Origin of the sequence: Methanomicrobium sp. W14, from assembly GCF_017875315.1 — an archaeon.
Classification (GTDB): Archaea; Halobacteriota; Methanomicrobia; order Methanomicrobiales; family Methanomicrobiaceae; genus Methanomicrobium.
In genome coordinates, this window is record NZ_JAGGMM010000002.1 from 142,310 (window position 1) to 157,093 (window position 14,784).

At 39.7% G+C, this 14,784-nt stretch carries 15 protein-coding genes and 1 tRNA gene; 11 read left to right on the top strand and 5 right to left on the bottom strand.

Going from position 1 to position 14,784, the window contains the following annotated elements:
- Positions 1–388: 388 nt before the first annotated feature.
- The 3 genes from J2128_RS06565 (at position 389) to J2128_RS06575 (ending at position 2,826) form a co-directional block, all read left to right on the top strand.
- Positions 389–1,837: an MATE family efflux transporter gene (locus tag J2128_RS06565; RefSeq protein ID WP_209690353.1), complete on the top strand. Its 1,449-nt coding sequence runs from the start codon at positions 389–391 to the stop codon at positions 1,835–1,837.
- A 53-nt stretch (positions 1,838–1,890) separates the two neighbouring features.
- Complete coding sequence (gene rdgB / locus J2128_RS06570) at positions 1,891–2,439, top strand: RdgB/HAM1 family non-canonical purine NTP pyrophosphatase (RefSeq protein WP_209690354.1); 549 nt, start codon at positions 1,891–1,893, stop codon at positions 2,437–2,439.
- A gap of 240 nt (positions 2,440–2,679) precedes the next feature.
- The gene (locus tag J2128_RS06575; protein WP_209690355.1) at positions 2,680–2,826 is read left to right on the top strand and encodes a 50S ribosomal protein L40e; all 147 of its coding nucleotides are present in this window, start codon (positions 2,680–2,682) and stop codon (positions 2,824–2,826) included.
- A 189-nt stretch (positions 2,827–3,015) separates the two neighbouring features.
- Here the strand turns inward: J2128_RS06575 and J2128_RS06580 are convergent, their stop codons facing one another.
- Positions 3,016–3,669: a putative phosphothreonine lyase domain-containg protein gene (locus J2128_RS06580; protein WP_209690356.1), complete on the bottom strand. Its 654-nt coding sequence runs from the start codon at positions 3,667–3,669 to the stop codon at positions 3,016–3,018.
- A 175-nt stretch (positions 3,670–3,844) separates the two neighbouring features.
- On the bottom strand, positions 3,845–4,609 hold the full coding sequence (locus J2128_RS06585; protein ID WP_209690357.1) for a sulfide-dependent adenosine diphosphate thiazole synthase: 765 nt from the start codon (positions 4,607–4,609) through the stop codon (positions 3,845–3,847).
- A 138-nt stretch (positions 4,610–4,747) separates the two neighbouring features.
- Between J2128_RS06585 and htpX the strand changes: the two genes are divergently transcribed.
- The 6 genes from htpX to J2128_RS06615 all read left to right on the top strand — a co-directional run bounded on the left by htpX (position 4,748) and on the right by J2128_RS06615 (position 9,510).
- Complete coding sequence (gene htpX / locus J2128_RS06590) at positions 4,748–5,635, top strand: zinc metalloprotease HtpX (RefSeq protein ID WP_209690358.1); 888 nt, start codon at positions 4,748–4,750, stop codon at positions 5,633–5,635.
- A 98-nt stretch (positions 5,636–5,733) separates the two neighbouring features.
- Entirely contained in the window at positions 5,734–6,312 is a 579-nt protein-coding gene (locus J2128_RS06595; RefSeq protein ID WP_209690359.1) for a flavin reductase family protein, read from the top strand.
- Positions 6,313–6,546: 234 nt separating this feature from the next.
- Positions 6,547–6,617: transfer RNA gene (locus tag J2128_RS06600), tRNA-Gly, on the top strand.
- A gap of 169 nt (positions 6,618–6,786) precedes the next feature.
- The gene (locus J2128_RS06605) at positions 6,787–6,993 is read left to right on the top strand and encodes a hypothetical protein (RefSeq protein ID WP_209690360.1); all 207 of its coding nucleotides are present in this window, start codon (positions 6,787–6,789) and stop codon (positions 6,991–6,993) included.
- A gap of 262 nt (positions 6,994–7,255) precedes the next feature.
- On the top strand, positions 7,256–8,338 hold the full coding sequence (locus J2128_RS06610; protein ID WP_209690361.1) for a hypothetical protein: 1,083 nt from the start codon (positions 7,256–7,258) through the stop codon (positions 8,336–8,338).
- Positions 8,335–9,510 carry a hypothetical protein gene (locus J2128_RS06615; protein WP_209690362.1) on the top strand — a complete coding sequence of 392 codons (1,176 nt, stop codon included), beginning with the start codon at positions 8,335–8,337 and terminating at the stop codon, positions 9,508–9,510. The genes J2128_RS06610 and J2128_RS06615 overlap by 4 nt, the downstream gene beginning before the upstream one ends.
- Positions 9,511–9,728: 218 nt before the next feature.
- Here J2128_RS06615 and J2128_RS06620 read toward each other — a convergent pair whose 3' ends face one another.
- A complete protein-coding gene (locus J2128_RS06620; protein ID WP_209690363.1) occupies positions 9,729–10,052 on the bottom strand; it encodes a hypothetical protein in 324 nt (107 codons plus the stop codon).
- A gap of 1,263 nt (positions 10,053–11,315) precedes the next feature.
- On the opposite strand from J2128_RS06620, the gene J2128_RS06625 reads away from it, so the two are divergent.
- Complete coding sequence (locus tag J2128_RS06625) at positions 11,316–12,260, top strand: phosphotransferase family protein (RefSeq protein ID WP_209690364.1); 945 nt, start codon at positions 11,316–11,318, stop codon at positions 12,258–12,260.
- 127 nt (positions 12,261–12,387) lie between these two features.
- Entirely contained in the window at positions 12,388–13,002 is a 615-nt protein-coding gene (locus J2128_RS06630; RefSeq protein ID WP_209690365.1) for a DOMON domain-containing protein, read from the top strand.
- Position 13,003: 1 nt separating this feature from the next.
- On the opposite strand, the gene J2128_RS06635 is transcribed toward J2128_RS06630, so the two are convergent.
- Positions 13,004–13,171, bottom strand: coding sequence for a hypothetical protein (locus J2128_RS06635; RefSeq protein WP_209690366.1), 168 nt, complete (start codon positions 13,169–13,171; stop codon positions 13,004–13,006).
- 205 nt (positions 13,172–13,376) lie between these two features.
- Positions 13,377–14,747: an MFS transporter gene (locus J2128_RS06640; RefSeq protein WP_209690367.1), complete on the bottom strand. Its 1,371-nt coding sequence runs from the start codon at positions 14,745–14,747 to the stop codon at positions 13,377–13,379.
- Between the last annotated feature and the right edge of the window lie 37 nt (positions 14,748–14,784).

Genomic DNA, 14,784 nt, shown 5'->3' on the forward strand with positions numbered 1-14,784 from the left:
CCGCTATTCTCTCGTAAATCTTTAAAAGTTTCGTGTATTCCCTTTCAGAATCTATACTGGCACACCCGCCGTCCTTTTCTGTAAATTATGTATTTAGTTTTTCCGTATATGCTGTTTTGTCTGAAATCTTTATTGCAGAGAATATTCAAATATACAGGGGTATACGGGACGGGAATTCCAGGGCACCCGGTGGTCTTTAGTTATTTTTGCAGTATAAAGCCATATCACCTCCAAAAAAGATATGCCTGAGACAAACAGTGCAAATGGCTTTCGGATGCTTTTTTTAAGGGGCTGTTTTTTTATTCCGCAGCATCTTAAACCATGGGTTTGTTCTGATAAAAGTTCCCGTGAAATATATCAAAATAAAAGTATAATTGCAGGAATTTATATGACAGACAGCAATTCAGGCATCAATAATACAGAAACAGATAGCAATAGTTTAAATGACAATGTGCGGGGCGCTACGAAAAGAGTTTCAATTCTTACCGGGGACCCTAAAAAAGCTATAATCAAACTTTCCGGACCTATGATTGTTGCAATGCTTCTTTTCTCGGTTTATAATCTTGTGGATGCAATATGGGTCGCCGGAATAAGTCCTGATGCACTTGCGGCTGTTGGCTTTATCATGCCTGTTTTTATGATACTGACAGGTCTGGGGAACGGTATCGGAGCCGGTGTAACTTCGGCCATTTCAAGATTTATCGGGGCTGAAAGCAAGTCTGAGGCTGACAACGGAGCTGTTCATTCGTTTATTCTGGCGATAATTTTATCGATAGTTCTTACGATACCTTTCGTTTTTTTCATTGAGCCAATAGTTGCAGCCATGCAGGCAGGAACTGCAACCGGGCTTGCTGCTATATACGGCCAGATTGTCTTTTCAGGGACGATTCTTTTCTTTTTTTCAAGCATTGGTTATGCAGTCCTGAGAGCGGAGGGCGACACAAAGCGTACAATGTATGCCATGACGATTTCAGCGGTTCTCAATATGGTTCTTGACCCGGTTATGATATACTGGATGAATATGGGTATTGCTGGTGCAGCATGGGCCACTCTTATATCCATAGCAATGGTAAATTTGATTCTTCTATACTGGTTTTTTGTCAAAAAAGACACTTATGTGTCGGTCAAATGGAAGGCTTTCAATTACAAATGGTCAATTCTTAAGGATATACTTGGCGTTGGCATCCCTGCAAGCCTTGAGTTTATGCTGATGGCGATTGTTCTCCTTTTAGTGAATTTCATTCTAGTCGACGTGTCAGGAACGGATGCAGTTGCAGTATATACAGGAGGGTGGCGTGTTGTTATGTTTGCAGTAATTCCTGTAATTTCAATAGGAATGGCCGTTGTGTCCGTTGTAGGCGCCAATTACGGGGCAGGCAATTATGAAAACATAAAGCTTGCTCTCAATTATTCCCTGAAAATAGGAGTTATCATCGGTATATGCACATCAGCTTTTACATGGTATTTTGCACCGCAGATAACTGCTGTTTTTACCTATTCATCCGAAAGTGCGTATCTTGTCCCTTCATTTATTGCGTTTTTGCAGACCATGTTCATATTCTATCCGTTCGTAGCTCCAGGTATAATGTCTTCATCGGTCTTTCAGGGAACAGGTCACGGTGTAACATCGTTTGTTATAAATCTGTTCAGAAATCTGGTGTTTATAGCTCTGTTTGCTTATATTCTCGGAGAGGTTGTGGGGCTTGGTGAGCATGGGGTATGGTACGGAATTGTCCTGGGTGACATCTGCGGAGGAATACTTGCCTACACCTGGGCGTCTTTGTACCTGAGAGTTCTCCTGAAGCATGAAAAAGAGACCCGGGCGGTAAGTACCTGAATGTATGCTCTTAATGCATACTGTTTTTTTGAGACAGGTAGAAGGTTTTCTTGATGGATATTACAGTTGTAACGGGAAATCCCAACAAGGTACTTGAGGTCGCATCTTTTTTTGAGGGTGTCGCGGACGTTGTTCACGTAAAGATGGACCTGGAGGAGATCAAAAGCAGCGATGTCGGTGTTGTCGCGGAAAAAAAGGCAGAAACTGCATATGAAATCATGAAAAAGCCTCTTATTGTCGATGATACCGGCTTTTATATCCAGAAACTCAACGGTTTTCCGGGGGCCCATGCGGCATATGTCCTTGATACAATAGGTGTTGAAGGTATACTGAAGCTTATGGACGGAATAACCGACCGTAGTTCATATTTTGAGACCGCGATAGCGTATGCCGACAATGAAGGTGTGTTTGTCTTTAAAGGCAGGGTGGACGGAAATGTCGCCTTAAAGCCGAGGGGAAGCGAAGGCTTCGGTTATGACCCCGTCTTTGAGACCGGAGGGAAGACTTTTGCGGAGATTTCGGTATCCGAAAAATCAAAGACCTCGCACCGCGGTCGTGCACTTTCGGCGTTCAGGGACTGGTACTTAAAAAACCGGGCCTGAATTACTTTTCAGACCCTTATTTTTTCTTCCTGATTTGTTTTTGTGAATATTCAGTGTTTGTGTGGTTTTTTTAAAAATCTTAAAAAACTTTTTTGGACGAAGAAACTCTTTTTAATGTGTTTTTTTACTCCGGTCTATCACCGGTAATTTTTTTGTCTGCCTGTTGTTTTCCAAAAATGTTAATACCGCAGACAGCATTGTATATAGAACTGAAATTAGATTTATCAGGGGTATACAAATATGGCAAGATTCCCAGAGGCAGAAGCAAGGCTGCTTGATGTAAAAGTCTGCATGAAGTGCAACGCAAGAAACCCGAAACGTGCAACAACCTGCCGCAAGTGCGGTTCGGACAATCTCCGCCCGAAAAACAAGGAAAGAAAAGCATAATATTTTTTTGTTCCCCTGTTCCCGCCAGGGCAGAAAGGGAAAGTTATCCAGTTCAAAAGGCGGTTTTTTATGCTGCTTATAGCTTTTTTTTGATTTTTTGTCATTTGTCTGATATCTTAAAACGTGAAGAGTCTTTTCATACTTTTGGCTGCACGGACAAAAATGGATAAATTGTTGTTTTTTTAGGTTTTATGCACTATAATAGGTTACTTTCTTTCCACCGTCCGAGTATTCCCCGTGGAAAGTCTCGAGATTTCTTTTGTATCCTATGCGCTGTTCAATTCCCATTTCCCTTAGGTTTTCTCTTATTCTCATGACGTCTTCTTTGTCCTCCCAGTCGCGTGTATTTACGTATATGACCGTTTTTTCGTCACCTTCCTTTTTGTCCTGCTTTGCTGTGGAGACTTTGGCTGATATGCCGAGTCTCTTTTCGATGGTCGCATCCCTTATTTTTTCCCAAATCTCGTCAGAATTAGTTTTATCGGCAAAAATCAGCCATTTCCCACCTTTTTCGTCGTCTTCGGGACTCTGGCTGAAATCGGGAGCGTCCTGAACTATCCAGTACATTCTGGTAGTTTTTGAAGGGATTACACCTTCGCCGTTCTGTATATTGCTGTAAATATCACCGGGCCCGCTGAAGTCCTCCAAAAGGGCATCTGCAAGCATTTTGTACTCCCTGGAAAATTCAAGGAAGATGCTTTTGAAGTCTTCAAGGAAATCTTCTCTGTCTTTTACCCGTTCAAAGAGATATCTGCCGCGTCTTTTAAGTTCCCTGTTGAGAATTATCTCAAAGATCCCGTAAGCTACGTCACCTATCCTTTCCGGAGAGTCATCTTCCTCCATGTATGAATAGTCTGAAATGTATCTATAAAATATTTCGATTCTTGATCAAATATTAATCATTTTTTTATGGAACCTGACTGCTGCACTTTTACAGTTTTTCCGGCCGGAAGTGTCCGGACTTTTAAGGTTAAAATGATATAATACCAAAAAGAGTTGTATTGGGGGCTGTATTTTATCAGGCTTTAATCTTTTTCTTTGCAAGTCCCGCCGCCTTTTCGCCGGAAAGAAGCATTCCGCCGAATACGGGCCCCATCCTGTTCTCGCCGCCGACAGCGTTTGCAGCCATTCCTGTGACAATAAGGCCGGGGAACACCTCTTTTGTGTGCATAAGGATGTTAGATTCGGCTTTTTCGGCCCACATAAACCCTTCTCCCTTTATCTCGAGTTTTCCGCCTTTGTTTTTGACCATGTGCGCTATAACAGAGTCGTGACCGGTTGCATCGACTGTCACCTTCGAGTGCATCATCAGGGGATCTACGTGGAGTTTTGTCATTTCAACGGGAGCCCAGTTTATGACGAGACCCTCTACTGCTCCCGCATCTTTTACGACAACGTCCTCGACCGTCGTGAGGTTGAATATCTGTACGCCTGCATCGCAGGCCGCTGAAAGTATCTTTGCTACGGCCTCTATCGAGGATGCGACATAATAGCCCTCTTCAAACTCCCTGTAACCTATATTGAAGTGATCCAAAAGGCGCAGTGCCTCTTTCTGGACGACTATTCTTGGAAACATCATGCCGCCGCCCCACATTCCGCCTCCGATTGAAAGCTTTTTCTCTACAAGCCCTACCTTTATGCCTTCCTCTGCAAGGAGCGCCGCGCAGGTTATGCCCGACGGGCCGCCGCCTACTATTGTGCAGTCGGAATCGAGGTATTCCAGCATTATTCTGCTCTGCTCTGACAGAATCGCTCTGCTTATAGTCACTTCGTCAAGTGTCATTTTTTATCCGGAATATTTATCTGGTCTTTTTAGGTATAACATGACTGATTTTGTTTCCTTTCTGTACTCTTTTCATGCGGGAAACTGTGCGGGTGGCAGGATATATTTAAGCGATGTCTTTCTAATATATCAGGTATCATGATAGGTAAGTGGAAGAGAGACTGGGGACTGACAGGACGTGTCTTTCTCACATGGGTCTTGATCCTTGCAGTATACCTGTTCTTTATAGGCGTTTTAAATTATTTTTTTCCGGGATATTTTATATTCCTGATAGCGCTGGCTTTTCTTTTTGCCTTTTCGCAGTATTTCTTCTCGGACAAGCTTGTCCTGGCAAGCACCCGCTCAAGAATTGTTGCAGAGGACGAGGAGCCGCAGCTTCATGCCATAATAGAGAAGCTCTGCAATGAGGCAGGACTCCCCAAACCGAAAATAGCTGTTATGCCGTCCCCTGTCCCTAATGCGTTTGCGACAGGAAGAAGCCCGAGCCATGCTGTTGTCGCGGTTACGGACTCGATTATGAATACCCTTAACAGGGAGGAGCTTGAGGCGGTTCTTGCACACGAGCTTTCGCACGTCAAGAACCGTGATATCCTCACGATGACGGTTGCAAGCTTTATTGCGATGATTGCATCCATGGTGATGCAGAATGCACTTATCATGAACCTTTTTGACGGAAGGAACAACAACGGTGCATGGATTGTCATCTGGATTGTCTCGATATTCGTGTGGATTGTCTCGACTCTTCTTATGCTTATGCTCTCGCGTTACCGTGAGTTTGCGGCAGACAGGGGAAGTGCGATGATTACGGGTAACCCGCAGGCTCTGATATCGGCTTTGAAAAAGATAAGCGGAAAAATGGAATACGTTCCGGCAAAAAAGAAGCAGGAGATAGAGGGTGCAAATGCATTCTACATTATCCCGGCTATTTCCGGAAAGAGCTTAACCGAGCTTCTTGCAACCCACCCTTCACTTGAAAGGCGTGTTGCAGCACTCGAAAAAATCGAGTCCGAGCTTCGCGGCTACTAAATAAAGCCTGAAAATCCCAAAATCATTTTTTCGGGTCTCGTTGTTACTCTTTTTAAAATTCATAATACTTATTGCAGATACACTCTATATTCTCCGCTATGCAGCTTAAGCCCTACATGAGAGAGAATGTGCTCTGCATGCCTGTTGTCCTTATCTCGACTGTATCAAAGGACGGAATTCTTAATGCAGCGCCCTGGGGGAATGTCACACCGATTTTAAGGCCTCTTGACGAGATTATGATTGCGTCATGGATTAAACGCGACACTCTTGACAATATCCGTGATACGGGTGAATTCGTCGTGAATGTCGTCCCTTCGTCTATGATAGAGGAGGTTATGGTGTGCTCAAAGAACTTCCCGCCGGAAACGGACGAGTTCTGCGAAGCGAAATTAAAGCCGAAAAAATCACACTGCGTTTCTCCTCCCGGAATAGAGGGCTGTATTTCATGGATCGAGTGCAGCCTTAAGGAGGAGATCAAAAGGGATAAGTATTCGATTGTAATCGGAAAAATCGAGCACCTTGAAGCTGACGACGCGTATTTTGACGAATCCGGAAATATGGATTACGAAAAGGCGAAGCCTTTGTGTATGATGTGCGGGGATGACGAAATCTCGTATGTGCGTCCTGTATGCGCCGGGCGGACTGCGAAGTATTCGGAGATGTTTACAGGCAGGTGAAAAATAACTGCCTGAAATGAGAGTCTGCTGATAAAATCCGGATTATGCCTGTTTTTTTGGCTTTATTGCCGTTTTTTTGTATGGGTTATGGTTTTCGTTTATAGTAAGTGCGTATAGTCTTTGAGAACTTAATCAATATTCTTAATAACATGAAACGGCAAAATAGTATGGCACAGGCAGTCAGAAACACTTTTGTTTTGAGTGTTCCGGGAAGTCCTGCTTTGCAAAAGATTTGCACCGATGGTCTAGTGGTATGACTTTGGCCTTCCAAGCCAATAGCTCGGGTTCAATTCCCGGTCGGTGCACTTCACGTAAAGTTCAGATTTTATCTATTTCTGTGATGTTTTTTTTAAATTCATTGGATATTAGCCATTTACTTTGTTCGTGCAAAGATATATTATACAAAAAAGTCTATTTCTCATAGATTTCACAGTTTGAGTTGTGATCTCTATAAATTAAAAGGGGGAAATTTAATTGACAAAGTACTACGTAAATGATAATACCGACAATCAGGGCAATCACGAAGTGCATAAAGAAGGTTGCTCTTGGTTAAAGCTTGTTGTAAGTTCTACATATCTTGGAGAGTTTAGCAGCTGTAAAGATGCTGTTGCTGCAGCTAAAAAGATTTATTCAACAGCTGACGGAGATATTCATTGTATACCGGAATGCAATAACGGTTGACTCTGAATTAAAAAGTAATTCTAATCTCCTGATGAAAGATAAATTAACCTTTTTCTCACTTTCACTTCACCCGCTCAACTGGTATTAATGCTACAGGTGATTTTTCATAGGGTGAATTTGAATCATGATCTTATAGCATAATAAATACAGCTATACCATAAAGATCAAAATATATCTTGAAAAAACAAATGAATCGTAAAAGATGCTCTTTCAAAGAATAGGCAGATATATATACCAAAATAATTCTAATGAGAGATAAAGCATGAAAGATGTTCTACCAGGCTTAAATAATCAAAATATTAAAAAAATCTGGGACATTGCAAGGATTCTTGAACTAAAAAGAAAAACAGAATCTGATTTCAATAATGTCCATATTATACCAGCAATTTCTACTTTCAGGTCTGCTGAAGAGTTTTTTAAAAGTTTAGATGATGCAGGTTTTAGAGTTGATGGTGGATTTGGTAAATTGCTGTATATTTCTAAAGAGTTGGGTGGAGACAGAGTAGTATTTTATGTTTTTTATGATGAATCAACAAATATCTCTCTTTTCATAACGACTGCAAAGAAATCTAAGGAAATTCCTGATGTTTTATTCAAATACATAAATCATGAAAGGAATATTTCTAATCTTTGGATCTCACCCTGTACAATGAAAGAAATAAAGGACGATCTGTCTGGAAAGTATGAAAAAATGATGATTACATATTTTTCAGCAAGGAGAGGAACAAGTACTGATATTAAAGCTGAAATTCGTCCGGAAATAAGTAGGAGTATAATTTACCGTGGTCTTGATGGTAAAAAAACGCTTGAAGAACTGGAATATTACTACGGGGTATTGCCTAAAATCTTAGAGATTAAGCTTCCAAATGGTGTACATTTTAAAATAGATAATAAGGGTATTATTACATTAAATGATGGAAGATTTGATGAAATTTTTAAAATATTGGATTATATCATTGAAAAAATAATTACTGTGAAGAATGCAATAAACGAATCAGAATACAAAATATTCAATATTGGAAAAAATAAGCAGTTTAGGCATGCTTTGCAGAAACCTTGGTCGGTAATAATTTCTAGAAATATAGATATTGGCAGTATGCCAAAAATCTGTAAATCATTTAATAGTGAAGAGTGGAATTTTACTCTCTTGGAAAGTGTATTGATATCAGGTTCACTTTTGTTCACAGCAAGATTAATTGACAATTATTCAGGAACAAAATTTGATATTTCTATGATTGGAAACAGGATAGATATCTTCCCTGTTGATGAAACAGATATCGGCTCATCAATACGCTTTTATGAGTTTATTCTCGAAAATATTGATAATTCTGCTATAACTGGGTGATATATATCACAAAAAATGAAATTCCTTATCCAACTGAGACATATCAGGAGTTTTATAAAAGGGCACCAAAACATATTAAAGCAAAACTTGAAGAAATAAAGAAAAGAAAAAAAGAATATTTTCTTCCGTCAAAAAGAGAAGATTTGTCTGAAGAGATTCAGACTGATACAAATCATCATGAGTTAATGAAACTCTGTGTGAAAGGATTTGCGCAGACTAGATTATCCCAAAATTCTGGCTATGAATTTTATTTTGCAGAGCCATTAATTGAATTAGCATCTTATGATTTTGAATTTGCCTCTCAAGAATTAGGAGACAAAAGTTTTGATCTCTTTTTATATAATGAAAAAGAGAATCGTTGCATTTTTATTGAATGTAAAAGTTCTGTTGATAAAGCAAATAAGATACTAGAGGAAATAGAAAATTCAAAGCAGAATGTTTTAAAAAACATTGATTATTTATCTGAAATAGTTGATATCAAGCTTGATCCATCTAGATTTGAATATGTAGCTGCAGTATATGACATAGATAGTGATAAAATTCTAAAATCATTAACTGATAAAAAAAACAAAGGTAAATACAATACAAAATTGTGGGTTTACAAACCTCATTCCAATGTAATTCAGTTATATCATAATCATAAACATGATAATAAAATTCTTACTGAATTTCTTCTTAAAGGATTTGGAAATAGTGAAGCTAGGTCAAGATTTGATTTGTCATGCTGTATTACCACGCATAAATTCAGACAAATCATTATTCTCATAATAAGTGAATGCTATAATAACAATTATCAGTTAGATAAAGAAGATCCGAAGATTATCAGTATTTTAGACATAGAAAAAATCATGTGTAAAAAAATTTCTATGGGGATTTCAGGAGATGATAAAAGAAAATTCATAAAGCAAAGACTTCAGGGCATAATTAAGTACGGCATTAAATATCAGTTATTTCAAAAAATAGGTAACGACAGAATAAGATTACTTTGTCAGGGTGAAAAATTAGATGTTGTAGTGAAAAATATTAAAGAAAAATATATTAAAAATTGGACTGATGCAAAAGCCGAAAAAGCGAGCTATCCAGCAGCGATTGATGAATACCGAAAAGAAATAAGAGATTTCGGAGAACAAAAATTACTGAATGATTGGTTTGACGACAAAAGTCTAAAATGAGTGTACTGTATGAATACGTCAAATCTCTCGAAATAGTATATATAAATGGTATTTTTCTCATCTGAGTTTATTTTAATTGTAGTTCCTATGAATTATATCAACAGGTTTTTGATTATGCTTAATATATACCAAATTTTTGCGGGAATCTACATAATATTTGTTAAAACGAGAATATCAAAAAGACATCTTTTTTTCAAACAAAAGAAATTTATCGGTTTTTATGCTTTTTTGCTTCTCTGTTCCAGTTCTATAAGTATTAGTTTTATCAGGGGATTGTCAGTGTTTTTTAAGATCTCGGCCCTTAGTTCATTGTCATTTTCAGCTTTTTTATAGTCTTGTGTGGTGTATTTGGCTGAAGATTCTGCAACGCCTGTTGCCTGATTAGAAAAGAACCTTTCCGTATATTCCTCGCAGGCCCTTATTATTTCTGTGGAACGGTCAGTCCGGTTTTCGTAACTTATTTGTTCCAGTTTTTCAACTAGATTTGGAGGCATTCTGGTAGTAACCATTTTGTAGTGTTTTTTCTCTAATGGTTTTGCCATTTGCTACTGTATTACAACATATTATTGTATTATAATTTGTAATATTCAGGAATACCAAGTAATACCAAAAAGTATTTATGCATTTTAAGTATTACATAAAATACACAGTAATACAAAAAATTTATCCTGACCTGGTAACCGAAATGACTAAAAAAGGAGTTTTCAGGACGGGGTATCAGGCTATAAAAGAGTAACAGTGAATCAGTGTTTAAAGGCCCATGAAGACGAATTCGGTTAAACTGAAAAACCAGACTTCTGAAAAATTTTCGGGAAAAACCATTGAAAACTAAAAAAACCAAAAATATCGGAAGTTTTATCAAAAAACCGCTATGATTTATCCGAGGCCATAATGCTTGAAAATAAAAACAAATTGCGGTATCCCCGGTCAGAGACTCTAAAGCAAACCACTATGCTAGAAGACGCCCGGACATAGGCCCCCTTATGCCCGAAGTTTTAAGTGGTGCAAACCAGTATCCTGAAAGTTTTAAGTTAAGGCCGTAAGGATACTTTAATCCGGAAATTACAGAAAAAACGGCAGGTTATTCTTTGGAATTACCAGTGTAATTTCGGCAAAGAAGAAGCCGGCCTGAAAAACAATAGTCTGAGAGATTAAAAATTTGAAAAGAGATCAAATGTAGAAAAGGGCGGTTACATCAATAATTGCCGTTCTCCCCCCATCGGAACAAACAGCTACATCCGAGAGGCCGGGAATACCAGCAACGAACACTATAATCCTGGGTTAATACTGAAAAGGAAAGACGACCCCCAATTAAAAGACCCTTTACGAACAGGGCTTTCTTTGCCATACCGTAAAGGTCAGGGGAGAGGAAAGGGATTTTCCTGTAAGGTTATCATTGCTATCCCTTTTTTTTCTCCTTTTTTTCTGACCTGAACCTTAATCCGGGGATTATCTGTCGTTTCTGCCATATTTTTTTCAAACTACTTTTTTAGTGTTATAAAGCACGCAAAAATGCTGTTATTTCCTGTATTCAGGACATAACCCACATATAAAATTTCAAATTGAAAAGTAAATTTCACTATTAATCTAATATATTATACTCTTATATAATATTATTATATGATTAAATAACATATTAGGCCAATTAAGGAATTGCTTAATTACAGCAATATCCTGCCTTTTTCCAAAAACATGGGGAAAAATAATCTAAAATCTGATTTAAAGAAAAATTCCAGAGTGAAGCAATTTTATTATTTCTTAAATCCCATTAATTTTTCCAAAAAATTCTTGCGGATTGAAATGTAATGGAGCAGTTACGGGAAATTGAGGATACGATTTTTGCTTTTACAGGCTGCAAAGGCGTCGAAAGAATAGAAAAGGGTTTTTCGTTTGATAAAAAATATCTTGTCTTCGGAGACAGCGGGAAAAAATATATCCTTAGAATAAGCCCTTTATCGGAAGCCGGGATTTTGGATAAGAAAAAGGCCGAGTTTGAGGTGATAAAAAGAGTATCTTCTGTCTCATCCCTTGTTCCTAAAACTTATTATTTTGGGGTGTCCGGTGACGAAAGCTTCTGTTATATGCTTCTTGACTATATTTCAGGTGACGACGGCGAGGAGTCGTTACCAAAACTTTCCGGAGATGTCCAGTACGACCTCGGCTGCAGTGCCGGAAGAGAACTTTCAAAAATTCACGGGGTTGATGCACCCGCAGGTACAGACGGCTGGTATGAGCACCAGTCTGAAAAAATGAAGAAAAAATGGGACGCATTTAAAGAGTCCGGTATAAAAACCGGTATCATAGATATTGACAGGCTTTCAGGCTACCTTCTGGAAAATGAAAGCTGCATGAACTGCAAAAGGCAGTCTTTTCTTCACGGGGATTACCATCCCGGAAACCTCATCGTAACTGACAAAAAATTAAGTGGAATCGTGGATTTCAACAGGTACGGCTGGGGAGACCCAGTATACGATTTTTTGAAGGCCGGATATTTCACGACGCAGGTAAGCGTCCCGTTTGCGAGGGGGCAGGTTGACGGCTACAACAGTGGGCGCCCCTCTTCAGAATTCTGGAAGAAATACGCCTTCTATGTTGCAGCGATGATAATACCTGATATATTATGGTCGCACTGGTATTCGCTGAAGACGGGTTCACCAGATCAGACGGAACTTTCGTGGGAGAGAGTGAAAAGAGTTTATAGTGATCATGACGGGTTTGAGTCGGATGTTCCTGTATGGTACAGTGAATGAAAAACGTATATTTTCTTTTCTTTAAGTGCTTTATTCAATAAAATCCTGTCCAAAAAGCTTTTTATTTCCGGCTGGGGGTTTTCATATCCGCAAGTATTATATTTCAGTTCTGTCTTCTGATGTATCTATGAAGAGGGGGTTTACGGCATTTCTGGTTCTTTTATCACTGACTGCACTACTGTTCATTTCAGGATGTACTGAATCAGAAAATTCTGGTGGTGATTTGACCGGACAGAACGTTTCACAGACTTCATCCGTTCAAAGCAGTGTTTCTCTGTTGCCTGATTCGGAATATGTAAATGAATTTGAGTCCGAAGACGGAAGTTTTTCAATGAAATGGAGTATTAACGAAGATATAGTATATTTCAAAATGACCGGGGATTCGAAAGGCTGGGTTGCGGTCGGATTTAATCCGACATCTGTTATGAAGGACGCAGACATTTATCTCGGGTACATGGACGGCGATTTGGGGAGTATCCATGACATGTACTCAACAGGGCGTTTTGGCCCCCATCCCGATGACACAAAACAAGGTGGAGAGTTTAGTGTCCTCAACTATACAGTTTCAGAGTCAGGCGGAAAAACTACCGTTGAATTTTCAAGGTATCTTGATACCAAAGACACTTATGACTCCGTCATAGAAGAAGGAGAAACGGTGGATTTTATATGGGCAATAGCTGACAGGGACGACCCTGATTTCAAACACAGTGTTGCAAAGGGAAGCGGAACCATAGTTTTATAATTTAAAGGAAGAGGATCACTCCAAGTAAGCCATGAAAAAGCGCCAGCAGGACCGTAAACTTTCCCAGGCGGAAATGCCATTTCATAGGTATTTTGTGGTATCCTCTCCTGTTTAACATAACTATAAGAAAAGTTGCAATAAGAAACGAAAGCGTTGTAATTCCTGCCACCGCAATTGCAGGCAGCCCGAATACCGGGTAATAGATTATATCATGATACGTTTTATTTTTCCCCCTTATTATTGATTTTTAGAATGTCCGGCATAATTCATATATCTGCCGTTAAGGGAAATCTGGAATTTTCCTGGCGGATTTCTGCCGGTCAGAATATCATAATCGTTTTTATTTAAGCTAAAATAGGTAAAAATGGGTTAGGTCAGACATCTTTTTTAGGGTTTCTGATGTATGAAGCGAATGTTCCTATTATGCAGAGGACTACGAATATGGCGAATGCCAGATTTATTGCATGCATCAGGGAGGAGACATCTGCTTCTGCAAGCACTTCCTCTCCTATGGTAAGAGAGAATGCAAGCATGGATATTCCCATAGACGACATCATACCGCACATCCTCATCGTCCCGAGTACACCTGAAGCGACACCGTATTTTCTCTCGTCGACGCTGTTCATGACGGCGTGCGTGTTCGGAGAGGAGAAGAGTGCATACCCTGTCCCGAGAATTGCAAGGTTTATTATGATTAAAAAGACCGACGTGGACGGTTTCAGGAATGCGAACATCATAAGTCCTGCAGTTATTATAACCATTCCGGATGTCGAAAGAATAGCCGAGTCGTATTTGTCCGAAAGTTTTCCTGTAAGAGGAGAGAGCACAGTCTGAAGAATCGGCTGTGCGATAAGGATGGTCCCGGCCGTAAACGAGTCGAATCCCTCTATTGTCTGCAGGTAAATGCTTAAAAGAAAACTTATCGCAAAAGTTGCACTGTAGTTTATGAATGCAGCCAGGTTTGAGAACGCAAAAACCCTGTTCTTTGTAAAGAGAGATATCTGGAAGACAGGATATTTCGTCCTGTTTTCGCGTATGACAAACCCGATGAAGGAGAGTGCCGAGAGTGCGAAGAGTATAAACCCTGAAGTGTCGGGCATCTCCTGGAATCCTACCATCACGAAAAGGATCATCAGGGCGTAAAGGACTGAACCTGTAAGGTCAAATTTTGCTTCGTTGTCCTTTATTTCTTCGAATCTCAGGTATTTCATTCCCGAGACGAAGACGATGATACCTATTATGGCATTTGCATAGAATATGCTCCTCCAGCCCAGAAACTCTGTAATAAACCCGCCTATGAAAGGACCGAGCGTGAGTCCCGAATAGACGAATGCAACGTTTATCCCGAGAGCGGTCCCCCTGTGCTCGGGGGGTATTACCCTTGTAATAATGGCGATTGCGGTCCCGAATATCATCGCGGCGCCGAACCCCTGGACAAAGCGGCACATTATAAGATACTCAACCGAAGGCACCAGGGTGCACAGAAGAGACCCTATCGTATATATTACAATTCCGGCCAGAAACATGGGGGCCCGGCCTTTCATATCCGCAAGCCGCCCCATAGGGACTATAAAAATCGAGGCTACAAGAAGATATGAAGTCGGAACCCATGCCAGAAGTATGGCATTGCTTGTGAATTCAAGCCCTATCTGGGTGATTGCAATATTTATTGAAGAGCCCATAAAGGGTGTCAGAAACGACCCAAGGGACGTAATGAGAAGTATTGCTTTCTGGCGTGAATCCATTGTTATTAAATATAATATTTGATCGGTAAAATTCTTT